Source organism: Shewanella sp. AS1 (assembly GCF_021412565.1).
In the GTDB taxonomy this organism is placed as follows: domain Bacteria; phylum Pseudomonadota; class Gammaproteobacteria; order Enterobacterales; family Shewanellaceae; genus Shewanella.
The window spans coordinates 205174-230955 of sequence record NZ_JAKCLJ010000002.1; the positions used below are offsets into that span (position 1 = coordinate 205174).

The window sequence follows — 25782 nt, forward strand, 5'->3', positions numbered from 1 at the left end:
CTAATCCACCGTCTTTTTATAGGGTAATACCTGCCTAAGCTGAGCCATATACTGCCTGATATTGCGCTTCTCCTCTAAGGTAAAGGCGGCTATCGCATCGCGAAATTGCGGATGTAAGATCTCATGGGCAGAATAGGTCTCCACCGGCTCGAAGCCCCGCAGCACCTTGTGCTCACCCTGGGCCCCGGCATCGAACACCTTAAAGCCATGAGATATCGCATATTCGATACCCTGGTAATAACAGGTCTCAAAATGCAATCCAGGGATCTCCACTAAACTGCCCCAGTAACGGCCATAGAGTCTCTCTTTAGAGACAAAATAAAGCGCGGCAGCGACAGGTTTTCCCTCCTGCTCCACCATTAAGAGGCGCACCGCCTTACCCATGCTCGCCAGAATCTGACTGAAAAAATCCAGATTAAGATAACCGCCATGGCCAGAGCGTTTAGCATAAGTCGCCCGATAACACAGATAAAAATGCGCTAGCTGCTCTGAGGTCACCTTATCACCGTCAATAAAATCAAAGCGCAGCGCCAGAGCCTTGAGCTGCTCACGCTCCTTGCGGATATTCTTGCGCTTACGGCTGCTCATCTGGGCGAGGAAATCCTCAAAATCCCGGTAACTGCGATTGTGCCAGTGAAACTGAGTCCCAAGACGGGTCAAGCTGCCCGCTTTGGCAAAATAGTCATGCTCTCTTTTCCGGTGAAATAGCTGGTGCCAACCTGAGCCGCCAAGTTCTTTAAGCCAATCAGATAAATAGTGATTAAGCGCAAGGACTAAGGCTTGCCGCTGCTCGGTATCTAGCTGTTCTGTAAAGCCGATACGCGATCCGGTTATGGGGGTAAATGGCACGGCGCTCACCAGCTTAGGGTAATAATTAAGTTGATGACGCTCATAGGCCTCGGCCCAGGCCCAATCGAACACATACTCGCCATAGGAGTGATACTTGATATAAAGGGGCAGCAAAGCGATGAGACTGTTATCCTGTTTCACCATGAGATGAGATGGCAGCCAGCCGCTCTGAGCACCGACACAGCCACTGGTTTCTAATCCATGCAGAAACTCATAGCGCATAAATGGGTCATCGTCACCAAAGAGTGAATGCCAGGCGGCTTGACCTATTTGGGCAATCTCATCTACCCGGGAAAACGCAAACACTATCCCACCTCGTTCAAATAGCAGGTTGATCTTATGGCGAATAATCGGCACATTGAGCTAATAGCTAACTAAAACAAAAATGACACAAAGGAATTCATGTGCGCCCGCTAACCCGTTTACTCGTCGCTTTGTCCCTTTCCCTGCCGTTAATCAGCAGTACCGCCGCTTACAGCGTAGACTCTTCAATATACAGCAATAGCGCCACTGTCCAACCCGTCTGGGCAAAACAGGGGATGGTGGTGAGCCAGGAATCTCTGGCGACACGTGTCGGTGTCGATATTCTTAAACGCGGCGGCAACGCAGTCGATGCCGCCGTGGCCGTGGGATTCGCCTTGGCCGTCACCCTGCCCAGAGCCGGTAACATAGGCGGCGGTGGTTTTATGCTTGTCCATCTGGCTAAAGAGAATAAAACCATCGCCATCGACTATCGTGAGATGGCGCCGGCCAAGGCCGATAAAGATATTTTCCTCGATGAGAACGGCAATGCGGTGGCAAGACTCAGCCGCGAGCATGGCCTGGCTGTCGGGGTGCCCGGCACTGTGATGGGGATGGAATATGCCCTCAAACAATATGGCACCATGAGCATGAGCGAGGTGATCGCCCCAGCAATCAAGCTGGCAAAAGAGGGCTTTAGCGTATCGGCAGATCTCGCCACCTCCCTTGCTGGTGTCAAACGCCGGATCAGCCAGTGGCCCAGCTCGAAAGGGATTTTTTATAAGGCCGACGGCAGCAACTTTGAGATAGGCGAGCAGTTAAAACAGCCAGATCTAGCTCACTCCCTAAGCCTTATCAGCAAGCAGGGCAGCAAAGGCTTTTATCAGGGAGAAACCGCCGAGAAAATCGTGGCCTCCGTAGTTCAAGCTGGCGGTATTATGACGCTAGACGATCTTAAGCAGTATCGCGTCGCCGAGCGTCAACCCGTCTCAGGTGAGTACCGCGGCTATCGGGTGGTCTCTATGCCGCCCCCCTCCTCTGGCGGCATTCACATCATAGAGATCCTCAACATGCTTGAGCCCTATCCTATTGGCGATCTTGGCCACAACAGCGCAGAGACGATACATCTGATGAGTGAGGCGATGAAACGCGCCTATAGCGATCGCAGCGAATATTTGGGCGATCCCGATTTTGTCACAGTGCCTGTGGCGCAGCTCATCAGTAAAGAGTACGCAAAAAGCCGCGCCGCCGATATCAAACAAGATAAGACCACCCCCAGCAGTGAGATAGCGCCGGGCAAGATAGTCGGTTATGAGAGCCCGCAAACCACCCACTACTCTGTGGTCGACAAATGGGGCAATGCGGTAGCCAATACCTACACACTGAATTTCAGCTATGGCTCCGGCCTTGTGGCCGAAGGCACGGGAATTTTACTCAATAACGAGATGGATGATTTCTCGGCCAAACCCGGCGTACCTAACGGTTTCGGCCTGATTGGCGGTGATGCCAACGCGGTAAAGGGCAAGAAACGACCCTTAAGCTCCATGAGCCCCACTATCGTCATGAAAGAGAATAAACCCTTTATCGTGACTGGCAGTCCAGGCGGCTCACGCATCATCACCACGACTTTGCAGATCATCATGAATGTGATCGACCATAAAACGAATATCGCCGAGGCCACTTACGCACCGCGTATCCATCACCAATGGTTGCCAGATGAGATCCGAGTTGAGAAGAGCCTGAACCGCGACACAATCAAACTGCTCGAAGCCAAAGGCCATAAGGTCAAGGTCGGTAATGCCATTGGCTCAACTCAATCTATCATGATCACAGATGATGGCCTCTTCGGCTCCTCCGATCCCAGACGCGCTGGTAGCGAGGCGCTGGGGTATTAAACTGAGGTTCGAGGTTCGAGGTTCGAGGTTCGAGGTTCGAGGTTCGAGATTCGAGGTTCAAGGTTCAAGGTTCAAGGTTCAAGGTTCGAGTATTTTAGGTAAACAAAGGGAAGCAAACGCTTCCCTTTTTGTTGATAGTCATTTGGGCAAAAGGTTTCATTCAGTATTAGCGTATCTCAGACTTCACTGCCAACTCGACAAAGGCGGCGGTATACATCTTGAGGTTGAGCATAAACTGCTCATGGGTAATAAACTCATGTTCGCTGTGGCCCGTGTATTCCACACCTGGCATGGCGGGGCCAAAACTCAGGGCATTGGGGAATAGCTTACTGTTGGTAGAGCCGCCAATCGCCACAGGTTTGGGGTCTTTCACGCCGGTAAAGTGACCAAACACAGATAATAAGGTGTTAAGGTGCGGCGCCTTATCCATCAGCTTAGGCTCTCCCCAGTAGGTGGCGATATCCTGCAAACTGACATCATGCTGGCGCTGCCAGTTGGCCAAGGCGGCCTGGGTCTGGCTGTCCAGCATTTCAGGGGTTTTACCCAGTGGACGTCTTAGATTAATGGTGATCTCTGTGCCCTTTTCTGTCTCTTTTACCACTGTGGGCGCGAGCGACATAGGCCCCATAAAATCATCGCGATAGGCAATTTCGCCAAACTGCTCGGCGTATATTCCAAGTCCAATCATCTCACTGATAAAGCTTTGGGTTAATGCCGCCTGGGTTTTCGGCCAATCATAACCTTTTAGCAGTTCGGCCAGATGGGTCACGGCATTAATGCCATCTTCAGGGGTGGATGAGTGGGTGGACTTACCATCGGCCAATATGGTCAAACTGTCACCCTGTTGCAGAAACTGATAATGCATGCCAATTTGCGCCCCAGCACGCTGCTTGAGTTGATTTAGCAGTGTTTCATTCACATGTTTGAGCGTGGCGCTCGCCTGCTGGGGAATTTGGCTGGCAAATGAACCGCCGTGAAATGCGCTCAGCGTTGGCAGCTCGGTATCGCTCACGTTAGCTGGCGGCACGGTAAAGCTGATTTTGCTCCAGCCTTTCTCTGCTGTGACCACAGGATATTCGGCGTCGATAGTGATATTGATATCGGCTGGGGTAAAGGTGTTTAAAAACTGTTTTAATGGTTCCCAGTCAGACTCCTCTGCCATATAGACCATCAGCTCGATGCGCCTGTCTAATATCAAGCCTTTATCTTTGATTGCCTTCATGGCGTACATGGCGGTGACAATTGGCCCTTTATCATCTTCAGTGCCACGACCGATAAGCAGGCCGGGCTCTGTTGTGGTGTCCAGCTCATAGGGGCTCTTGTGCCATAATTTAGGATCGGCGGGCTGCACGTCACCATGGGTGATCACCCCGAGCTTACTGTCACTATCACCGAGTCCAATTAACACCACATAGCCATGATCGGCATAATCCAGCCCAAGCTGCTGACTTAACTGTTTCAGCGCCTGTTTGAAATGGATAAATTCGGGATTGGTTCGCGGCGTCAGCCCATCGACGGCCACAGTATTGAAACTGACTAGGGTGCGTAGAGAATCCACGGTTTTCTCGCCATACTGCTCGACAGCATATTCGGCCAGAGTATCGGCTGTTGATGAGATTGAAGTCAGAGCGGTTTGCGCCTTAGCTTGGGCGCAGTAGGAAGAAATAAGCAGGGACAACGCCACTGCACCACAAGAGATAACGCGATTTAAGCCTGTCATATTATTAAAATTATTACTAATCAGGTGGTTGTTGGAATCGATATTCTGCCATAAAAATCGCCATTGAAAATGCTTGATAGGCCGTCACACACTCTTTGTTACAAACTCTTTGTTACAAACTATGCACCGAATTGGTAGAACTCAATCTCATAAACAGGATAGATTAGCCGTTTGGGTCGTGTTTTCTAGTCCAAGTCGCGGCCGCTATAACAATAATCAGGGAAAAGAACGGGAATTACTGATGATAAAAAATACTCTAGGGATCAAACCGCTGGCGTCAGCCATCACGCTAGCGCTCATGCTGGGAGGCTTAAGCAGCTGTAGCTCTGCAAGCCTCGATACAAGTGCCAGCAGTAATGCCAGCAGCAATAGCATCAGCCAGTCAGAACAAAGTGCCCAAAATGTAATGGCGCAGGATACCAACAACCCTTTCTTTAAGCCCTATGATACCTTTGCCGGCATGCCTGATTTTGCCAAGATCAAACCCGAGCATTACCTGCCTGCGTTTAAGGCGGGCATCGCTGAGCAAAAGTCAGAAATTCAAGCCATTATCGACAATCCAAAGGCGCCCACTTTCGCCAACACCATAGAAGCCATGGAGTTTTCCGGCAAGCTCACCAGTAAAATCGCCCGAGTGTTTTATAACCTCACCAGCGCAGACACCAATGATGAATTAAGGGCGATTTCAAAAGAGGTGGCACCACTGCTCTCTGCCGCCCGTGACGATATCCGTCTCAACGATAAGCTGTTCCAGCGAGTTAAAACTGTCTATCAGCAGGATAAGTCAGGTTTGACCGTCGCCCAGCAAAAGCTACTGGAAGACACCTATAAATCTTTCACCCGAGGCGGCGCTAACTTAAATGATGCCGACAAGCTCAAACTACGCGCCCTTAACGAAGAGCTGGGCAAACTGAGCCTGGCCTTTGGTGACAACCTATTGGCCGAAACCAATGCCTTTGAGTTGGTTATCGACAATGAGCAAGATCTCTCAGGCTTGCCCCAGGATGTGATTAACTCGGCGGCCCAAACAGCCGTGAAACGTGGTCATCCTGGTAAATGGGTTTTCACCACTCATCGCCCCTCTATCACACCGTTTTTGACCTATGCCGATAACCGTGAGCTGCGCGAGAAAATTTACAAGGGCTATATCGAGCGTGCGAACAATAATAACGCTAACGATAACAAGCAGATCCTCGCCAAAGAAGCCGCCCTGCGCGCCGAGCGTGCCCAGCTGTTAGGCTACCCTTCTCACGCCCATTATGTGCTTGAAGAACGCACGGCCAAGACACCGGAAAATGTTTACAAACTGCTAGACCGCGTCTGGCCTGCCGCCCTGAATCAAGCCCGCGCCGAAGTGGCGCAGATGCAAAAGCTTATCGACAGCGAGGGCGGCAACTTTAAACTGGCGGCCTGGGACTGGTGGTACTACTCAGACAAAATCCGTGTGGCCAAATACAGCTTTAACGAGCAGCAGACCCGCCCCTACTTCTCGCTAGAAAACACCTTAAAAGGCGTGTTTTATACCGCCAATCGTCTCTATGGCATCACAGTTAAAGAGCGCACCGACCTACCTAAGTACAATGACGAAGTGCGTACCTGGGAAGTGTATGACAAAGATGGCAAACTGATGGCGATCTTCATGGGGGATTACTATGTGCGTGACAGCAAACGCGGTGGCGCCTGGAATAATTCCTATCGTCCGCAGTCGCATATCGAAGGTGTGAATACCATTCCTATCGTTGTGAATGTGCTCAACTACCCTCGTCCAACTGGCGATGAGCCAGCTCTGCTTACCTTCGATGAGGCCAGCACCCTGTTCCATGAGTTTGGCCATGCCCTGCATACCATGCTCTCTGACGTGGAATATGCATCCCAGGCCGGCACCTCTGTGCCCCGTGATTATGTAGAGTTCCCATCCCAAGTGATGGAAAATTGGATGACGCAACCCGAAGTGCTGAGCCATTTCGCCAAGCATTACCAGACAGGTGAAGTGATCCCCCAAGCCCTGGTCGATAAAATCCGCGCCGCCAGCCAGTTCAACCAGGGATTTGCCACAGTTGAATATATGGCCGCGACCAAGCTGGATCTTGACTGGCATTCACTGAGCGATACCACACCTAAGGATGCGGCCAAGTTTGAAGCCGAATCACTGAGTAACATGGGACTTATCGAAGAGATCGCGCCCCGTTATCGCAGCACTTACTTCTCGCATATCTTCGCTGGGGGTTACTCGGCAGGTTATTACAGCTACCTCTGGTCTGATATTCTAGGTGCCGATGCCTTTGAAGCCTTCAAAGAAAACGGCATCTTCGATAAAGCCACGGCCGATGCCTTTAAGAACAATGTGTTATCACAGGGCGGCAGTGACGATCCTATGCTACTGTACAAGCGTTTTCGTGGTAAGGAAGCGGGTATCGAGCCACTGCTGAGAAGCCGCGGCCTATTGGCCAAATAAATTTAAGCCACTTAACAAGGCACGCCTCGCGCGTGCTTTGTTTTATCCTTTAATCAGCTATGCTGCTTGCATGGCTGATTAAAGGATAAAACAAAGCAAGTCAAAGTAACCCCTAAATGGAATAACAACACTGTGATAATCGATCCCTCTGAACTGCCCTACTCACAATCTTGTGAGAATAATAAGCACCCTATCTTATCTGTGCTAAGCACTAGCTTTAGCCGCTGTAAACAGGTCCTGGAGATTGGCAGCGGCACAGGGCAACATGCCACGTTTTTTGCCAATCATCTGCCCCATCTGATCTGGCAACCCAGCGACCAGGGGATTTATATCCAGCCCCTTACTAAGCGCATCGCCTTTGAGGGCGGCGATAATCTTAACGCGCCCTTAACCTTAGAGGTCAGCCAGTCCTGGCCTTGCGATCATCTGAACCTAGATGGGATCTTCAGTGCCAATACCCTGCACATTATGAGCATGCACCATGTCGACGCTTTCTTTGCTGGCGTAAAGCAGCATCTGAGCCCTGAGGGAAAATGCTGTATCTACGGCCCCTTTAACTACAACAAGCAATATACAAGCGAGAGCAATCACCAGTTCGATATCTGGTTAAAACAGCGTGACAAAAACAGCGGCATCCGGGATATAGAGTGGATCATACAGCTTGCTAGCGCGGCGGGCCTTGAACTGGCTGCGGATCATGAGATGCCCGCTAACAACCGCCTGCTTGAGTTTTATAAAAGGGCTTAAGCCGATTGATTAGGCTAATTAGGCGAGTTGCGTAAATTAACCTTTAAAGGCCAAACAACAAAATCACAAAAACCATTGCGCTGGACTTATCCTTGCAGAAAAAAGGCGGTAAGCTAACCCCTGTTTTAAACCTGTTGTCAGTCCTGCTTATCAGCACTTAGCCAACTAAACCAAAGGAATGAGGTAGAATCTAATGGCTTGTATTACCCAGAAAGTTCATCAAAACGGTCTTACTTATCTCGACATAGACACAGAGTTTTGTCAGGCCAGGATCTTTATGCAAGGGGCGCAGATCGACAGCTTCATTCCCAAGGGCAAGGCGCCTTTGTTATGGGTGTCCGGCGCCGATGAATATCAGCCCGGCAGTGGCATTCGCGGCGGCATTCCTATCTGCTGGCCCTGGTTTGGCATGCATGAAAACAGCAACTGGCCACAACATGGATTTGCTCGCACCCGAATTTGGCAATTAGATAAAATAGACACTCAAAATGAAGTGGTCGAGCTCACCCTCAGCCTTCCCCTGTCGGCAGAGGATAAAGCCTACTGGCCCCATAACACGCGCGTTGAAGCGGTTTTTCGCTTAAGCCATGAGTTAAAAGTCAGCTTAATCAATCACAACCTTAGTGATGATTATGTCAGCCTGACCCAGGCGCTACACACCTATTTCCCTATCCAAGATATACATAGGCTCAGAGCCACAGGTTTCTCCGGCAGTCATTATATTGAGTTTGGTGAAGGCCCCTACACACAGGAAACCGATGAGGTCATCTTCGATAAAGAAACAGACCGCGTCTACAATCAGCTAGGTGACGAGCAGCAGCTGCATACCCCTGAGGGGATCATCAAAGTCAGACGTGAAAACAGCCAGTCGGCCGTGTTATGGAATCCCTGGATTGAAAAATCCCAACGCCTGTCGCGCTTCAATGACGAAGATTACCTCACTATGGTCTGCCATGAAGCGGCGAATGTGCTCGAAGACAAGGTCATTTTGGCGCCCGGCAGCAGCCACAGCTTGAGCACCATCATAAGTTGGGTCGTTTAATAAAGGTTGGGGCCGTTCAATAAAGGTTGGGTCAAGCAATAAAGGCTTATCACGCCAGTTGAGTGCATAAAGCCGTTAGATAAGGATAAGATTAAAGGAATCGATGTGGCGCGCCTGTCTAAAACGAGTCGAATGATAGGGATCATTTTACTGCTGAGTTTGGCAGGCGCCGCCCTGTTTGTGGCTATTACCTGGTCACAGTTTTCCAATATCACCACAGCGGGCGCAAATCAGTTTCTTAAGGATCACCACACCCAAATTACGTCGCTCTCTATCACGCCTCAAGCGCTGCTTCGCGGACAGGTGGGCGCCATCACACTGGATGTGGACGGCACCATAATCACAATCGAGCAGTTACAAGTCAGCTTAAAAGAGGACCTGTCCTGGTGGTCCTTCTCCTTGGAAAAAACCTTATCTTTGGCGAGCATAAAGTCTGTTGCCGTCGATAACATAGATATCAGGCTTTCCCCTAAGCTATTGCAGCTTGGCGCCTTGTCAGCCCCGAAGGCCCAAGATAAGAAACCGACTGAAGCTAAGCCAACTGAAACTAAGCTAACTGAAACTAAGCTAACTGAATTTAAAATAAAGAATGAGCTGGTCAGTACATTAGCGTCCCTGCCGCTTATTGCCGTAGGCCGGGCGCAGATCCATCTTACCAACCTGGAAGATAAGCAAACCAGCCTGGTCTTAAACTATTTAAACCTAGACCAACGCGGCCATCTGCTTGGCCACCTTAGTGTCAATGAGCAAAAGCTGATTGATATTCAGGCCAGCTTAGGAGAAGAGATTTGGCAGGGAAAAACCCGGCTTGAACTGCGGCCCCTGTATGCACTCGCAGCTCATCTCAGCGAACTTAATCAGGACAATACAGGCGCCGATACACTCAATCGCATCAGGCAGCTGGTCACAGAGTCTCAGCTGCATTTTGCCGGTCATCTGGACTCAACTTGGGCGTTTCACCTTCAGGATCACCGACTCAGCTCAACACATAAGGTTCAGCAACTTGACCTAAATTTAGGCAGTATAAGCCTAGGTAAGAGAAATCAAGCCAGCTTATCTCAGCCTGTTGGGATTGAGCTTAGGTCGAAGGCAGTTGACAACTTAGCCCCGAATCGAACATCTGTTGTCAATGAAGCGCAAAATTCGAACCTTGAGTTTACCCTCTCCGGCCCGCTTAGCGATCTCGCCCTGCAGCTCTCGCCTTTCGCTCTTGAGACTAAGCTCTCAACAGCGCAGCTTGATGGGTTATTCACTCCCCTTGAGCCGCAGCATTGGCCGCTAAAGACAGATTTTCGCCCGGCGCCTCAAGAGGAAGTAAAGGTTAGCCTCACGCTTAATCATCCGCTCGACTACCACTTAAAAGAGCAGGCACTCAAGCTGCCCCAAGCAAAAGCGCAGATAAGCCTCGCCGAGCACAGATTAACCGCCGAGGTGAAGGAGCTAACATTGACCCCCAAGACGCTCACCACACGCTGGCGCCTTAATGGCTCAGTGTTAATCCCTCTTTGTATGCCACAGCTATCAAATACACAACTGTCATCAAACACACAGCCGACACCCGCCGCCAGCCGCTGCGATGGCGATTTCAAGGACAAAATCAAGAACAAAATTAAGAGCCGCGCCAGTCTGAATGGCATCGATTTGTCCCTGTCGGGTGAGGCTGAGATTAAAAGCGAGCCGCTGCAGATGGCTTCCAACTTCAGCATGGATGCACAAAGTCGGGTCACTCTCCTATCCCCTAGCTATCAGCAGCAGACACTGGCGCTGAGCGCAGAGGAGATAGCACTGATGCTCCAGGCGCCGCTCACCCTCAAAGATATGAAGCAGCTTAATTTTGGTCAGAGTCGCCTGACAGTAAGAGGCAATCGACTAGCGCTCACAGCACCCCAGCCTCAGCCACCGATAAAAATCAGCAGTCAGCAAACCCAGCTACAACTGAGCGGCGGCAGCCTTCGCTGGAAAAAAGAGCGCGGGCAAGAAGAGAGCTTAACGACACAAGAAGCAAAAAATGATGCAAAACAAGAAGCAGCGCTGCAACTCCTGCTGGAGCTTGAGCCCTTTAGCGTGACCACAGAACAACCTCAGCTAAAAGATGGTGCGCGCGAACTCAGTGCGCTGCAACTCAAAATGCAGAGCAAAGCGAACTTGAATTTAGCTATCGAGCAGGACGTTAAATTTAGGGTGCCAGGCATTCAGTTAGACCTTACGCAGTTCGAGTTAATCGACCCCATCGACGCAGCAGCTAACGCTGAAACGGCTCAAGTGACCCAATCAGCTCAAACAACGCAAACAGCACAAAAAGAAAAGAGCCAGCAAAATCAGCCTAAAGCCAGTAAACGCATTACCCAGATCGCTTCCTTTACTCTTACCAGCCAGGCATTCAGGCCAAAGCCTGAACAAAAGCCAAAATCAGAACCAGAACAAAAGTCAAAGCACACCGAAGCAAGCCTGTATACACTGCAGAGCCCCTTAAAAACTACGCTGCAATATCGTCTGCACCATCTTCAAAGCCGTGAGCAATATCAGTGGCTTGGTAAACAAAGAAGCCGCAAGTTACTAGAAATTAGCGAGTTTTCCCTGAGGCAGTCCCTCAATTGGCAGGCGGATAACAAAGCCAAGGATCACCGCTTATCCACGAACGAAAGCTGGCAGCTGCAGGATATTAACTTCACCAGCGAGCACAAATTAACCCTGCAGAAGGCTAAGGCGAAAAGCGAGAAGCAGCGACTTAAGTTGCAGGGCAAGCTTAAGTTAACAAGTGATATTAACCAGTTACTCAGAGAGTTTGAGCAGATGCTGGATTTGAAGCTGCCACTTAACGGTGTCGGTGATATCCAGCTATCCACCACCCATAACGCAAACTGGACAGATAGCGGCATAACACTCGGCGCCTCGCTGGTACCAGAACTTGAATTTACACAAGGGGAGCTAAAGCAACTGCCCTTCCAGCAGGTTTGGCTCACGGGCGCGTGCCACTTAGCTGCGAGGCTTGATAATCAAAATCAAGGCCAGTACCAGCAAGCCGAGTTTATCTGCGATCGACTTCAGCTTAAAATTGCGGCCTTTAATCCTGGCGTGCTGTTAACGGATATAGAAGCCATGAGTCGCCTCGAATTTGCCATCGAGCAGGCGAGCAGTGACAGCAATGAAGACAATGACGGCAATGAACTCAATGGCAACACACAAAAACAAACCGCCTCGCTCACACTTACCGCCAATGCCAGCACCTTAGGCGGCAAGTTACTACTGCCCAAATTCAATCTGCACCTCACCCGACCATCTGAAGCCTATCTGATTTTACAAGGGCTGGATCTGACCCAGCTACTTGCCGTACAACCCCTGACAGGCGTCTATGCCGATGGGATCTTCGATGGCGTTTTGCCGGTCGAACTCGAACATGGCCAGATCTCAGTCAACCAGGGGCATCTGGCCGCACGCGCCCCCGGCGGCTTAATCAAAGTCGATGACAATCCAGCTGTAATGCAGATGCGCCAGACTCAGCCCTACCTGGATTATGCTTTCTCTATTTTGGAAGAGTTACACTACAGTGAACTGGCCAGCGAGTTTGATATGGCGCCAAATGGCGACGCCAAATTGCGTGTCATGGTGAAGGGACGCGCCAAAGATATCGAGCGGCCAATCCATTTCAACTACACTCAGGAGGAGAATATGTTGCAGCTACTCAAAAGCTTACAAATAGGTGACTCATTGCAAAACAAAATTGAACAAGCGATGGAGCAATAATCTTGATGGCGATAGTAACGGCTGATAGTTATAGTTAAATAGTAACAGCTGATGTACTTTGTTCAGCTTATCGTCATCTAAAACATGTAATCTAAGGCATGTAATTTGAGGCATGTAATTTAAGTCCTATCAGAGTAAGCTTTAAATAGGCGCCAAGTTTCTACATATCGAAAAGGAATGACGAGTGAAAAGACTAACCAAAACTCCCAGTTTACTGCTTGGACTTATCTGTCTGCTCAGTATCGGCGGCTGTACCCCGACGGTAAAGATAGAGCCGCCCGATAAACCCATAGTGATCAATCTCAACGTGAAGATTGAGCACGAGATAAAAATTAAAGTCGATAAGGAGCTCGATGAGCTGCTTCAAAACGATGAGCTGTTTTAACCCATTTTAGGTACCAGAAGATGAAGATAAAACATAAACTACTCTTACTTATCAGCGGTTTATTATTAAGCCTCAATGTCTTTGCCTTAGATCTTCAAGATGCTAAGAACCAAGGGTTAGTGGGTGAATTAAGTAACGGTTATCTGGGCGTGGTGGTCACAAATGACGACACCATTGCCTTAGCCAAATCGGTCAACGCCAAGCGCCGCGCCTATTATGAGCAGATAGCCAAGAAAAATGGGATCAGTGTCGATGATGTAGCCAAGCTGGCCGCCGAAAAAGCCATCGCCGCTGCCAGCAAGGGGCAGTTTGTGCAGACCCCGCAGGGAAAATGGGTAAAGAAATAAACTAAAGCAGTGGGCTGACTCATGCCGGAACGCATATTCAGCCCTTTTTTGTCTCTTTTACTGGGGTGTTGTCCCTGCTACTGGGGTTTCTCCTGTTATTGGGGTTTCACCACCAGAAGATCACAGTTAATCCTGTCTATCACCTGATCCGCCGCGTGACCACACAGATTCGAGAAAAAACTGGATGTGCCCTTATCGCCTATGATCACCAGTTCACTGTCCACCTTTTTAGAGAGTGACTCGATGGCATCCTCTGGTAACTCCTTTACCAGATGACAATACTCCCGCGCTTTAAGGCTTCTATCGGGCAACAGATGATATTCGCTGCTATAACGGGACAATCGCTCAAAATGGTATTGCTCATCACCCTCTGGTGACACCGACTGATGAAAAGAGATGCTGGGAGTCTCACCATAATAGCAGTCCAGCAGGTGACAGTAACCTTTAAGTAAACGGGTAAAATGTTCCGCGGTTTGCAGCACCTTTTTGTTTAATGCCTGTTCATCCTCACCATTATTGCAAGGGTCCACCAGTGAGAGGATCCGTCCACCTGGCTCCCACAGATGATCTTTCACCACCACTACAGGGCGCGGCGACTCTCTGACAAGCCGGGTATCTAAGGCTTTGATGGTTAACCAGTTCCAGAGTTTATGGCGGGAAGCCGCGATAAAGATGGTATCGACCTTAAAATCTTCGCAAAAGCTTAAGACATCATCGCAGGAATGACAGGAAATAGACGCCTGTGAGATAGATAAACCGTTTTGCCTGTTGGTCTGAATAAATTGGGTAATGCAGTGACGTTTTTTATCCAGACTCATCTGGGTGGAATGACCGTTAAGGCCCTCTCCCGTGTCTGCCTCATTTCCATGTTCAAAAGTGTCTACAAGACGACTCACGAAACTGCCATGCTCAAGCAACATCACAATAATGGATGCATTTGTCGTTCGACTTGCCATATAGAGTGCCCGTGCGATCCCTTTTAGGCTGAAGTCGTGCTCATCAACTACGACTAACAATCTTTGATAGCTATCCATAACTGAACTCTCACCTAGTGTAAGAATGTAATTGTAGTCCAGTACAAATGCCTCAAATGTACGTCAAACGCCCTAACCACAAGGGCTAGAGCCAACTCACTGAAACTAAGACATTAGTTTTATAGAACGTTTAAAGCTAATGGATTCGCTTTTTTTACCTTAATGAACTATGAGAGCGAGCAGATCAGATGCAATGTGGGCAAGAAGTTTATGTAATCGCTTGTTTATATGAAAAAAGGGGCTAATTACAGCCCCTTTTTCAATCCGCTTGTTTCTATCCGCTTTGCTTAAGCCGTTAGTGGTCTTGCCAAATCAATACCTGCGCCGGTTCGCCTTCCTTACGCGTAGCGCGGTACATCCCCTCGGTATTGAAAGGCGTCGCGATATTGCCGCGCTGATCGATGGCGATAACCCCACCGGTTCCACCTGCGCCCACCAAACGCTGATTGATCACCTCATCGGCGGCCTGTACCACAGTTTTGTGCTGATACTTGACTCTTGCACAAATATCACCTGCAACATGATAGCGGATAAAATACTCGCCATGCCCAGTTGCTGAGACGGCGCAGACGCCATTTTCGGCGTAAGTACCGGCACCAATCACAGGAGAATCACCGATACGGCCAAAGCGTTTAGCCGTCATGCCGCCCGTAGAAGTACCTGCGGCCAGGTTTCCCTGCTTATCCAAGGCGACTGCACCGACTGTCCCAAACTTGTAATCCAGATCGAGATAGTTAACTGCAGCCTGATGATCGATTTTTCCTTGCGCCCCTTGCTCAGCCGCCTTTAATTTCTGCTTTGCATCCTGCAACTGCTGATAACGTGTATCCGTATCAAAATAGGCACTAGGTACCAGAGTGAAACCTTGGCTTAAGGCAAACTCCTCGGCGCCGCTACCCGATAGCATCACATGAGGCGAATACTCCATCACACTCTGAGCCAGATTGATGGGGTTCTTGATATGTTTAACCCCGGCGATAGCACCTGCATTCATCGTCTTACCATCCATGATGGAGGCATCCAGTTCATGGGCGCCCTCATAGGTATAGACAGCGCCTAAGCCGGCATTAAACAGGGGACTATCTTCGAGAATATTAATGGCCGCAGTCACAGCAGATAAACTATCGCCGCCTTGTTCCAAAACCCGGTAACCCGCATCGACCGCCTGTTTCAATTTATCTCTGTAGGCTTGCTCTTGGGCGCTAGTCAAATTCGCCTTGGAGATAGTGCCGGCGCCGCCGTGAATGGCAATAGAAAAGCGAGACTCCTCGGCATTGACATTGGCACTAAGCCCTGCGCTAAGAGATAGGCCCAAAAGCGCACTCATACCACACAATAAAAGCTGCTTCATTTTCATACTAACTGGAATTCCTTGTACTGTTTTTTGCCCCTAGTTTTAGCCAGATTCATTATTAATTACAATCATAATCTTGCTTGCCATTAATAATCTGCGACAATAGCAGACAATAATATCTTCAAATAGATAGAGTGATTTTTGCTACGTTCTCTTTTCATAAAATCGATATTTCCTTTACTGTTAGGCACCATGCTTTGCATGGCGGCGCTTCCTGTATGGGCAAATAAATGGATAGAGGTTGAAATCACAGGCGCCAATGACGCATTGACTCGCAACATCATGGCTCACTTAGGCGAGTTTCCCACTTCAGAGCAGCAACGTAACGCCTTCATCTTCAATGCCAACGAACATGCGCGCGCGGCGCTGCGATCCTTGGGTTATTATCATGGCCAGATTAAGCAGCAAGTTGTCAGCTCAGAGCAAGATGCCTGGCAGCTGAAATTGCAGATAACCCCCAATGAGCCAATCCGAATCCAATGGATTGATATTCGCTTAGAGGGGGAGATCCGTGATGATGACGCCGTCAGCAACTGGCTTTACAGTATCGATATCAAGCCGGGCGATATACTCAATCACGGTAAATATGATGAAGTTAAGTCTCAGTTACTGACCCTGGCACTGGCCCGCGGTTACTTTAACGGTCGTTACAAGACCAACACCATAGTGATCAATCGCGATCTCAATACCGCGCGGATCACCCTCCATTATGAGTCCGGTGAGCGTTATCGCTTCGGATCCGTCACCTTTTCAGGACATACCCTTGAGCCCGGCTTCCTGGACAAATTAATCCCCTTCGAAGAGGAAGCGAAATACAGTACGGGTAGTCTTGGCGATTTGAACCAGCAGCTAATCAATACAGGTTATTTCAGTAACATCAAAGTGTTACCTCTTATCGATAAGAGCGAAGATAAAACTGTACCCATTAAAGTTGAACTGACCCCAAAGGCAAGTCACTCCATTGAAATTGGTGTGGGTGCAAACGTGGGTAATACCAGCAATGAAACGATTGAGCCCAGAGTAAAAGTCACCTGGCGAACCCCGCAGATCAACCGCTATGGTCACTCCCAAGAAACCAGTGTCGAATGGTCACCGGACAGGCCTAAGTTTCTGACTACATATACAATTCCCCTCACCCACCCTTTAGACGATCAGCTTAAGATCAGGCTGGGGCTGCTCAGGGAGAAATATGGGGTTAAGCAGGTCTACGATGTGGCCGATCGTGAATATGATTACGATGGTGAACTCGAGTCCATCATCAAGACCTTAGGGGTGGTCAGGCAGAGACGCTTAGACAATAACTGGGTCTTTACCTATTCGGTTGACATATTGGATGAAAGCTATACCCAGTCAGACATAGATTACGACCCGATTTTTTACCTGTTCGGCAGCAGTATTTCTCAGACCCATAGGGGCGATAAAACCTTAGACCCTAAGTCTGGCTATTTTCAGTATTACAGTATCGAATATGCCGATCCGACTGCGGGCTCGGATGCCAGACTGACCCACCTGCAGGCCAAATTCAAATGGATAGATACCTTCTTTGAAAAGCACAGGTTTGTCGCCCGTCTCGATCTTGGGGCGAATGTGGTCAGCGAAGATGATCTAGCTATAATCCCGCCATCGCTGCGCTTTTTTGCCGGTGGCGATCAGAGTATCCGTGGTTATGGCTACAATGAACTTGGTCCCTATATCGACTATATCAATGATGATAACGATATTGCGCGAATGGTGGTGGGTGGACGCTACCTGCTGGTTGGCAGTCTAGAGTATCAATATTACCTCACGCCCTCCTGGCGTGTGGCCACCTTTGTTGATGCAGGTAACGCCTTCGACCTTGATCAGATAAATCCATTAGTTTCCGTTGGCGCGGGGATCCACTGGATCACGCCCATCGGTCCGATAAAATTAGACTTAGGGGTTGGCCTAGATAAAACCGATGCAACCGACCGCCCCTGGCGAATCCATCTAACTATGGGTTCAGAGCTATGAGTTCAGCGCCAGAGTCAAACAATACTGCTCGCCCAGAGCCGGTGAAAACATCCTCGGTAGCTAGGCTATTGATTTGGATTAAGCATACTCTGCGCCTGCTGGTTTATCTGCCATTACTCCTGCTTGTGGTTGCAGCGATACTGATAGGAACCCCGTTTGGCAGTCGCATCGCGGTGAATTTAGCCGATGCCTTTGTCCCCAATCTCGACTTAACCTATGAGTCAGGCACACTCAACAGCAAGCTCTCCCTCAGCTATGCCCATTGGCAAATGACGGGAATAGAAGTAGAAGTAAAGCAGCTGCAACTCGACTGGCGGCCACTGTGTTTTGTGCAGCAGCAACTCTGTGTCAATGCTCTTCACACAGGCTCTGCCGATGTGAATATCGACACTCAGCTGATCCCACTAAGCCCAGAGACACAACCAGAAGACCCAGATGCCAGCTCTTCACAAACCTTAACCGACGAGCCTTTTGAGCTGCAACTGCCATTTGGGATCAACTTAACTCAGGGGCAACTGAGTAATGTGTATGTGCGTGTTGACGAAATGCACTTTAGTGCCAAGCAGCTTTCCACCCAGGCAAGCTGGCTGTCCACCGGGTTAAGGGTCAATTACCTCGACAGCGATGGTCTGATAGTGCAGATACCGCTAAGTGCTGAGACAGAGGCAAAGGCGGCGCCAGCGCCAGCAGCCCAGGAGCAGCAAGCCTGGCCACTGGCCCAAATGCCCCAGGTGCCTATCCCTATGCCGATATTTGTCGAGAAGGCTCAGCTCACCGACAGCCAGCTACAAATAGGGCCGCGTCAGGATCACTTTGCTAGCATTCTATTACAGGGCAGCTATGTCGGTTATCACATTCAGGTCGACAAGCTTGACCTTCAGCATGACGAAGCCGATATGCAGCTTCAGGGCAATATCAGCCTGGAGGATCAGTATCCGATGAACCTCAAGCTCGCGGTGCAGACAGATCACATCAAGACCCTGCCTCAGCTGGATAAACAGCGCGTGAGCGCACAGCTGAGCGGCGATCTCAGTGCCCTGCACCTCGATGCCCGCGGCAATGGGCATATTCAATTTCAATTAAATGCCAATATCGACCTCACCCAGGCCAGCCTGCCCTATTCAGTGACCTTAGGCAGCGACCATATTATGTGGCCCTTAAAAGAGGCGATTTATGAGGCCAAGGCGCTCTATCTGTCAAGCCAGGGCAATCTTGAGCAGCAAACAGCCATCCTCACGAGCCAGATCTTAACGCCCTATCATCCGCCGCTGCAGCTAGAGACTCAACTCAGTCACCATAAGCAGCAGCTTAATATTGAGCATTTGGATCTAACCAGCGCCATGGGCAATGCACAATTAAGCGGTCTACTGGCATACGGTGATACGATAAGCTGGGATCTCAGCATAGACACTCAGGATCTGCAGTTGGAGCAGATCAATATTGACGATGAAACCAGCCTGCCCAGAACGGCTATTGCAGGTCATATCAAAACCTGGGGGCGAATCGAGGATAAACACTGGCAAATTGCCATCAATGAAACGAAACTAAGCGGCCATATCGATGACTACCCGCTTGAGCTTGAGGGGGACTTACAGGTAAATGAACAGTACCACCTCAACGCAAAACAGCTGATACTTAAAGCATTAGGCTCAGAGTTTGCCCTCTCGGGTCAGGTGGAACAGAGCTGGGCATTAGATGGCAAGTTATCTATTCCAGACTTAAGCCTGTGGCATAAAGATGCTGATGGCTCTGTGGCCATGGATATTAAGGCGACAGGGGATAACGCCCATCCAGTGATCTCAATCGATGGCAATGTCAGCGGCCTTCAATTTACCGATATCAGCCTGGCACAGGCACAATTAAATGGAAATTATCGTCCACAGGATGAACATCAATTTGCCTTGTTCCTGGAAGCATCGGATCTGCAGCAAAAAGATCTGCTGATCTCCACGGTTAACCTCACCTTTGCGGGCGATCAAAATCAGCAGAGCCTGGCGCTGCAAAGTCAGGGCGACATCAACCTCACCACAGCCCTGGACTCACAATTTGATATCGACACAGAGCAGCTTGAGCTCGATGTGAATCAACTGACATTAGCATCGGCCATCGGCGCCATCGAGCTCGATAACCCGGTGCATATCCAGTGGAACAACAAACAACAGACAGGCAGTGTGCCGCCATTTTGCTGGCGACACAGCGACGGGGCCTTGTGTCTAACCGATACCGCTGAGCTGGCGAAAACCGGCGATGCCAGCATAGATTTTAACGGTGATATTGGTGCCATTATCGCGCCGCTCCTGCCAAGCGAAGTAAAATGGTACGGCCCAACCAGCCTGGACGGAAAGTTCAGTTGGAGCGAAAAACAAAAACCCAGAGCCCAGATAAACGTCAAGCTGGCGCCTGGGAATCTTGAGTTTCAGTCGGCCAAACAGCAAGCGCAAACCCATTATCAAAACGTCGAAATTTCACTGAACTTAGATGATAAGCAGCTAAGGCTCATCACACTGTTTGAGTCAGAGAAGCTGGCCAATGTTAACAGTCATATCGAGATAGGAGTGACCCCGGATAATCCCCTGTCAGGTGAGATCATCTTTAACCGTATTAATCTGCACGCCTTGACCGGTTTTGCTCCCCAGCTTGAGGTACTAGAAGGGATGGTATCGAGTAAACTCACCCTTTCAGGTACACTGAAAAAACCTATGATAGTGGGCAATATCCAGCTTAAAGATGGCCAGTTACTCGCCGCAAACAACCCTACCCGCCTGGATAATATTCAATTTAATATGGACCTTAACGGCCGTTATGCCCAGTTTGATGGCGGCTGGAACATGGGTGATGGCAAGGCGAGTCTCAAGGGCGATCTGGATTGGCGCGGTGAAAAACTGCTTGGAAACATAGACTTTAGTGGCGACAAACTGGCTGTAACTCAGCCGCCCATGGTGCTACTGGATCTGTCACCGGAACTTAAAATCCAATTCAGCCGCGACAATATCGACATACGTGGTCAGCTAGACGTCCCTTCCGGCCACATAAAAATTGTCCAGTTACCCGAAGGTGGTATCGCAGAGTCCAGCGATGTTGTCTTTCAGGACAGTCTGTCTGAACAGCAGGAGAAGAAGCGCCCCATCGCCATTAGTAGCAGAGTTAAGATCCATGTCGGCGATAGGCTCGCCATCGATGGCATGGGATTAAAAGGTATGCTGGTCGGCACGCTGGATCTTCGCCAAGAACCCTTTAATCCCCCTCGCCTCTATGGTGATGTCAGAGTGGTAAAAGGCTCCTATCGCTTTATGGGACAAACCTTGGCGATTAAGCGAGGGGAAGTGCAATTTATCGGCCCGATGGAGGTGCCCAACCTCAATATTGAAGCCGTCCGAGAGATAAAGTCTGAAGATGTTATTGCCGGCGTGAGGATAACGGGTACACCACTTAAACCCATAGTGACCCTGTTCTCGAACCCCGCCAAGGAGCAGGCGGAGATCATCTCCTACATAGTCAAAGGCACGGGCTTTAATAATAACAGCGGCGATCAGAACAGTGCATTTATGATGAGCGCCGCCCTGACCCTTAGCAATCAGATAGGCGATGGTAGCGTCAATAACCTAGGCAACAGTGCTACAGGCGTCATCGAAAAGCTGGGGCTCTCCAATGTGCAGTTTGACACCAATGATGAGGGTAAAGTCGCCATCAGTGGGTATCTGGGGGAAAACCTGATGGTGAAATATGGCGTCGGTGTCTTCAGCCCGGGTTATGAGATGACGGTACGTTACTATCTGTTAACCCAGCTCTATCTTGAGAGTGTCTCAAGTGCGGTCGAAAAATCCTTAGATATCTACTACAACTTCGATATCGATTAGTCGGCGCCCAAACTCGAAAAGGGAATACAACCATAAAAAACCACTCTATGAGTGGTTTTTTTAAGTCCTTTACAGCGTCTCGGCTTTACTGAGCAGATCATTTTTATGCCGCTGCCAGAGTTTACCACTGTTGATACCATAGCTACGCATCAAGACGGGAATATCGTTATGATTGTGGGCTTTAGCCAGGGCTTCCAGCGCCTGATAGAAATCCAGTGCTAGCTCACGGGCTTTCTTGATAGCAAAATACTCTTGTCCTACCCGGCTATATAAGCCTTTGAAGCCGTTTAGGATTAAGACATAAAGAGGATTCCCCGAGTGATAAGCCAGAGTGTGATGCAACTGATAATCGAAATCGATATAGGCCTTGGGATCGTCTTCTAAACTTGCAAGCGAGCCTAAAGCCTCAAGCACCTTGTCCGGATTATGACGCACAGCCCCCTTGAAATAGATGGCACTGATATTTGTGCGTGCCGACAAGAGCTGCTCCAGTAGCACAGGCTCACCGGCGGGGTTCAATTCGGCTATGGTCTCAAGCACGTTCAAGCCTGAAGTTTCCCATATATCATTGACTCGGGTTGGCTTGCCGTGTTGTATCGTCAGCCAGCCGTCACGAGCCAAACGCTGTAATACTTCACGCAATGTCGTACGGGTGACACCGATCAATTCTGAGAGCTCGCGCTCGGCAGGCAAGATAGAGCCTGGTGGAAATTTGCCTTCCCATATTGAACGAACTATGTACTTCTCGGCAAAGCTGGCGGGACCTTTAGCTTCAATAATGTCTTTATCTTTTGGCGTCGCGTTAGCTTGGGAAACGGTAGTCATCAGGCCAGAATTCCAAATTAATTTAGTGTTATTGTGGAACTGATCATACCAGAGACAAGAAAAATGAAAACCTAATCTGTCTGATTACTGCTTTTGCGGACTGACAGTGATCGCAGAAATAGCAAAAACGGACAGCCTGCATTAGAGCGTGTTTATCTTTGCTGTTTAATTTTTGTTCGAGATAAAAGTATTTTAACCGCGCCATGAGCTATGACACCTACAACCAAACACCTAGGGCAGCGTTTGTCGTCATTCCTACGGCCTTAGCACTTGCTCATTTGGAATAACCACACATCAAAAGTGCTGCCTTGTATAAATTTCCAACCAACTGCTGCAAAACAAACTTGGAAGATAAACACGTCCTAAAGTTACCAGAAAACATTAATCTAGATTTAAGTTTAATTTTATCGTCAAAAGAGATTAATTTGTATAGTGCAATACGTTAGAATATGCGCGCCCATTTACAAAATGTCCGTTCACTTTCTATAAAAAGAACTACTTAATTGAGAGGAAGCCATGCCTGTGACTATAAGTCAGGCGTTTATTGACAACTTCTTAGGCAATTCGCCTAAGTGGTTCAAAATCGCAATCTTATCCTTTTTAGTGATCAACCCTATTATCTTTTACCTCAACCCCTTTATCGCAGGTTGGTTACTGGTTGTTGAATTCATTTTCACTCTAGCAATGGCGTTAAAATGCTACCCTCTACAGCCGGGCGGTTTACTGGCTATCGAGGCTGTTATCATAGGGATGACCTCTCCAAGTCAGGTGCTGCATGAGATAGAAGCCAACCTTGAAGTGCTACTGCTACTGATCTTTATGGTGGCGGGTATCTACTTTATGAAACAGCTTCTGCTTTATGTGTTTACCAAGATGATCACTAAGATCCGCTCAAAGTTAGTGGTATCATTAATGTTCTGCATCGCATCGGCGTTCCTCTCTGCCTTCCTCGATGCCTTGACTGTGATCGCCGTAATTATTGCGGTAGCTGTTGGTTTTTACTCAATTTATCATAAGGTTGCATCAGGGAAAAGCTTCTCGGATGACCATGATCACACTTCAGATCATCATGGTGAAGGCCACCCATTATGTGAAAATGAGCTGGAGGCATTCCGCGGATTTCTGCGCAATCTGCTCATGCATGCTGGTATTGGTACTGCCTTGGGTGGTGTATGTACCATGGTGGGCGAGCCCCAGAACCTGATCATCGCCGCTCAGGCAAACTGGCAATTTGGTGAATTTGCCCTGCGCATGGGGCCTGTTACTGTCCCTGTGTTCTTCGCTGGTATTGCCACCTGTTTCCTGGTCGAAAAATTCAAAGTCTTTGGTTACGGTCAGCAGCTTCCCGGCACCGTGCACAAGATTTTAACCGAATATTCTACCTACGAAGATGCTCGGCGCACAAACCATGACAAGTTTAAACTGGTGATCCAGGCGCTAGTCGGGATCTGGCTGATTGTCGGTCTTGCACTGCACCTGGCCTCAGTTGGCCTTATTGGTCTGTCAGTGATCATTTTTACCACTGCCTTTAACGGCATCACTAATGAACACTCCTTAGGTAAAGCATTTGAAGAGGCGCTGCCTTTTACCGCACTGCTCGCGGTCTTCTTTGCCATCGTTGCTGTGATCATCGACCAGCATCTGTTTGCCCCTGTGATCCAATGGGCCTTAAGCTATGAAGGCAACACTCAACTGGTGATCTTCTACATCGCTAACGGTCTGCTCTCTATGGTGAGCGATAACGTGTTTGTCGGAACCGTTTACATTAACGAAGTGAAAGCGGCGCTGCTAAATGGCCAAATTTCACGGGATCAGTTTGACCTGCTCGCCGTCGCCATCAATACCGGCACTAACTTGCCTTCGGTTGCGACCCCTAACGGCCAGGCTGCCTTCCTGTTCCTGCTGACCTCGGCTATAGCTCCGCTGATCCGCCTCTCCTATGGCCGCATGGTATGGATGGCGCTGCCCTACACTATCGTATTATCCTTAGTGGGCATTCTGGCTATCGAAACCGGCTTCTTAACAGATATGACCCACTACATGTACAATTCACAGCTGTTAATCCATCATAGTGCGCTGGACTCGGCGGCAGGGATGGGCGGACACTGATCTTTATCAGTACCGTTAAACATTGATTGACTGAACTTTTCGAGTTCCGTAAAGTCTTAAAAACGCCTCTGCAGTCAGGGGCGTTTTTTATAGGAGATAATAGTGAACGCACTTACCCATTTTGCCCATTCACGTAAAGCATGGATCATCTTATTCTTAAGTGGCCTAGCCTTAGAGATCACAGCGCTTTTCTTTCAGCATGTGATGAAGCTCGACCCCTGTGTTATGTGTATCTATATCCGACTTGCCGTTATCGGTATCATGCTCGCCGGATTGCTAGGGATCTTTGGCTATCAATTCAAGGGACTAAGAGCATTAGCCACACTTGTTTGGGGCGTGAGTGCCGTCTGGGGAGTCAAACTGGCCTATGAGCTGGTGGATATACAAACCAACGCCAACCCCTTTGCCACCTGCTCTTTTCTGCCTGATTTTCCTGGCTGGATGCCACTGCATGAATGGCTACCTTGGTTGTTCCTGCCCACAGGCATGTGCACCGATACCCCTTGGGAGATCTTTGGTGTGACCATGGCCCAGTGGATGATACTGGCCTTTACCCTTTATCTCATTGCCTTTGCCCTCTTCTTCATCCCCTCATTGATGAAAAATAGAACCTAAAACCTTGATCTTAGTAACCGAGTTCGCTTAAGTAAAAGTGGTAATGAGCAATCAAAACTACACATAAAAAAACGCCTCTAAGGGCGTTTTTTTGTAAAGCTTAATTGCGTTATCAATCGCAGTCTTTCAGCGGCCAGCTCACTATGTGATCTTCAAGATACTTAACCTTAGTCTCGTTGACCGTCTTATTGCGCACCGAGATCCCTAAGTCATGCATGGCTTGTTTCGAACCACTCAGCAATGGGTGCCAGCTGGGGAGATCTCTGCCCAAGTAGAGGCGACGATAGGCGCAGCTATCGGGTAACCAGGTCAGCTCGGCAATGTTCTCTAGTGTGACCTTGGTACAGCTGGGAACATGGTCGAATCGATTCGCATAATGGATACAGTGACAAGCCTGATTATCCAGCAGTTTACAGGCCGCATTGGTGTAATAAAGTTCATCGGTGTCATCATCGATAATCTTATTTAAGCAACACTTGCCACAGCCATCGCAGAGCTGCTCCCACTCATCCAGAGTTAACTCTGCTAAGGTTTTTTCTTTCCAAAAAGTATTCTTATTCATACGACGAACA

The 25782-nt window shown here is 49.1% G+C and carries 17 protein-coding genes; 11 read left to right on the forward strand and 6 right to left on the reverse strand.

Annotated elements, in window-relative coordinates; genetic code table 11:
- Positions 1-1071: a GNAT family N-acetyltransferase gene (locus tag LZP69_RS05160; protein ID WP_267962001.1), complete on the reverse strand. Its 1071-nt coding sequence runs from the start codon at positions 1069-1071 to the stop codon at positions 1-3.
- 182 nt (positions 1072-1253) lie between these two features.
- Between LZP69_RS05160 and ggt the strand changes: the two genes are divergently transcribed.
- On the forward strand, positions 1254-2984 hold the full coding sequence (gene ggt, locus LZP69_RS05165) for a gamma-glutamyltransferase (RefSeq protein WP_234199122.1): 1731 nt from the start codon (positions 1254-1256) through the stop codon (positions 2982-2984).
- Between the two features lie 166 nt (positions 2985-3150).
- Here the strand turns inward: ggt and LZP69_RS05170 are convergent, their stop codons facing one another.
- Positions 3151-4704, reverse strand: a complete 1554-nt coding sequence (locus LZP69_RS05170; protein WP_234199123.1) for a dipeptidase — start codon at positions 4702-4704, stop codon at positions 3151-3153.
- A 241-nt stretch (positions 4705-4945) separates the two neighbouring features.
- Here LZP69_RS05170 and LZP69_RS05175 point away from each other — a divergent pair, with 241 nt between their 5' ends.
- From LZP69_RS05175 to LZP69_RS05200, 6 genes are all read left to right on the forward strand, one after another.
- Positions 4946-7159 carry a M3 family metallopeptidase gene (locus tag LZP69_RS05175; RefSeq protein WP_234199124.1) on the forward strand — a complete coding sequence of 738 codons (2214 nt, stop codon included), beginning with the start codon at positions 4946-4948 and terminating at the stop codon, positions 7157-7159.
- Between the two features lie 138 nt (positions 7160-7297).
- Positions 7298-7906, forward strand: coding sequence for a DUF938 domain-containing protein (locus LZP69_RS05180; protein WP_234199265.1), 609 nt, complete (start codon positions 7298-7300; stop codon positions 7904-7906).
- Between the two features lie 193 nt (positions 7907-8099).
- Positions 8100-8948: a D-hexose-6-phosphate mutarotase gene (locus tag LZP69_RS05185; RefSeq protein ID WP_234199125.1), complete on the forward strand. Its 849-nt coding sequence runs from the start codon at positions 8100-8102 to the stop codon at positions 8946-8948.
- A 105-nt stretch (positions 8949-9053) separates the two neighbouring features.
- Positions 9054-12692, forward strand: a complete 3639-nt coding sequence (locus LZP69_RS05190; RefSeq protein WP_234199126.1) for a YdbH domain-containing protein — start codon at positions 9054-9056, stop codon at positions 12690-12692.
- Between the two features lie 214 nt (positions 12693-12906).
- Positions 12907-13077, forward strand: coding sequence for a YnbE family lipoprotein (locus LZP69_RS05195; RefSeq protein WP_267962005.1), 171 nt, complete (start codon positions 12907-12909; stop codon positions 13075-13077).
- A 20-nt stretch (positions 13078-13097) separates the two neighbouring features.
- Positions 13098-13424, forward strand: coding sequence for a YdbL family protein (locus LZP69_RS05200; RefSeq protein ID WP_234199128.1), 327 nt, complete (start codon positions 13098-13100; stop codon positions 13422-13424).
- 95 nt (positions 13425-13519) lie between these two features.
- On the opposite strand, the gene LZP69_RS05205 is transcribed toward LZP69_RS05200, so the two are convergent.
- Positions 13520-14458, reverse strand: coding sequence for a hypothetical protein (locus LZP69_RS05205; RefSeq protein WP_234199129.1), 939 nt, complete (start codon positions 14456-14458; stop codon positions 13520-13522).
- A gap of 295 nt (positions 14459-14753) precedes the next feature.
- A complete protein-coding gene (locus tag LZP69_RS05210; RefSeq protein WP_234199266.1) occupies positions 14754-15809 on the reverse strand; it encodes an isoaspartyl peptidase/L-asparaginase family protein in 1056 nt (351 codons plus the stop codon).
- A 204-nt stretch (positions 15810-16013) separates the two neighbouring features.
- Between LZP69_RS05210 and LZP69_RS05215 the strand changes: the two genes are divergently transcribed.
- Entirely contained in the window at positions 16014-17804 is a 1791-nt protein-coding gene (locus LZP69_RS05215; protein ID WP_442800662.1) for an autotransporter assembly complex protein TamA, read from the forward strand.
- On the forward strand, positions 17801-21661 hold the full coding sequence (gene tamB / locus LZP69_RS05220; RefSeq protein ID WP_234199130.1) for an autotransporter assembly complex protein TamB: 3861 nt from the start codon (positions 17801-17803) through the stop codon (positions 21659-21661). Before LZP69_RS05215 ends, tamB begins: the two co-directional genes overlap by 4 nt.
- Before the next feature lie 69 nt (positions 21662-21730).
- Here the strand turns inward: tamB and fadR are convergent, their stop codons facing one another.
- Positions 21731-22486: a fatty acid metabolism transcriptional regulator FadR gene (gene fadR, locus LZP69_RS05225; protein ID WP_234199131.1), complete on the reverse strand. Its 756-nt coding sequence runs from the start codon at positions 22484-22486 to the stop codon at positions 21731-21733.
- Positions 22487-23002: 516 nt separating this feature from the next.
- On the opposite strand from fadR, the gene nhaB reads away from it, so the two are divergent.
- Positions 23003-24595: a sodium/proton antiporter NhaB gene (nhaB, locus tag LZP69_RS05230; RefSeq protein WP_234199132.1), complete on the forward strand. Its 1593-nt coding sequence runs from the start codon at positions 23003-23005 to the stop codon at positions 24593-24595.
- Positions 24596-24697: 102 nt separating this feature from the next.
- The gene (dsbB, locus tag LZP69_RS05235) at positions 24698-25210 is read left to right on the forward strand and encodes a disulfide bond formation protein DsbB (protein ID WP_234199133.1); all 513 of its coding nucleotides are present in this window, start codon (positions 24698-24700) and stop codon (positions 25208-25210) included.
- 112 nt (positions 25211-25322) lie between these two features.
- Here the strand turns inward: dsbB and LZP69_RS05240 are convergent, their stop codons facing one another.
- The gene (locus tag LZP69_RS05240; protein WP_234199134.1) at positions 25323-25772 is read right to left on the reverse strand and encodes a YcgN family cysteine cluster protein; all 450 of its coding nucleotides are present in this window, start codon (positions 25770-25772) and stop codon (positions 25323-25325) included.
- Positions 25773-25782 lie beyond the last annotated feature (10 nt).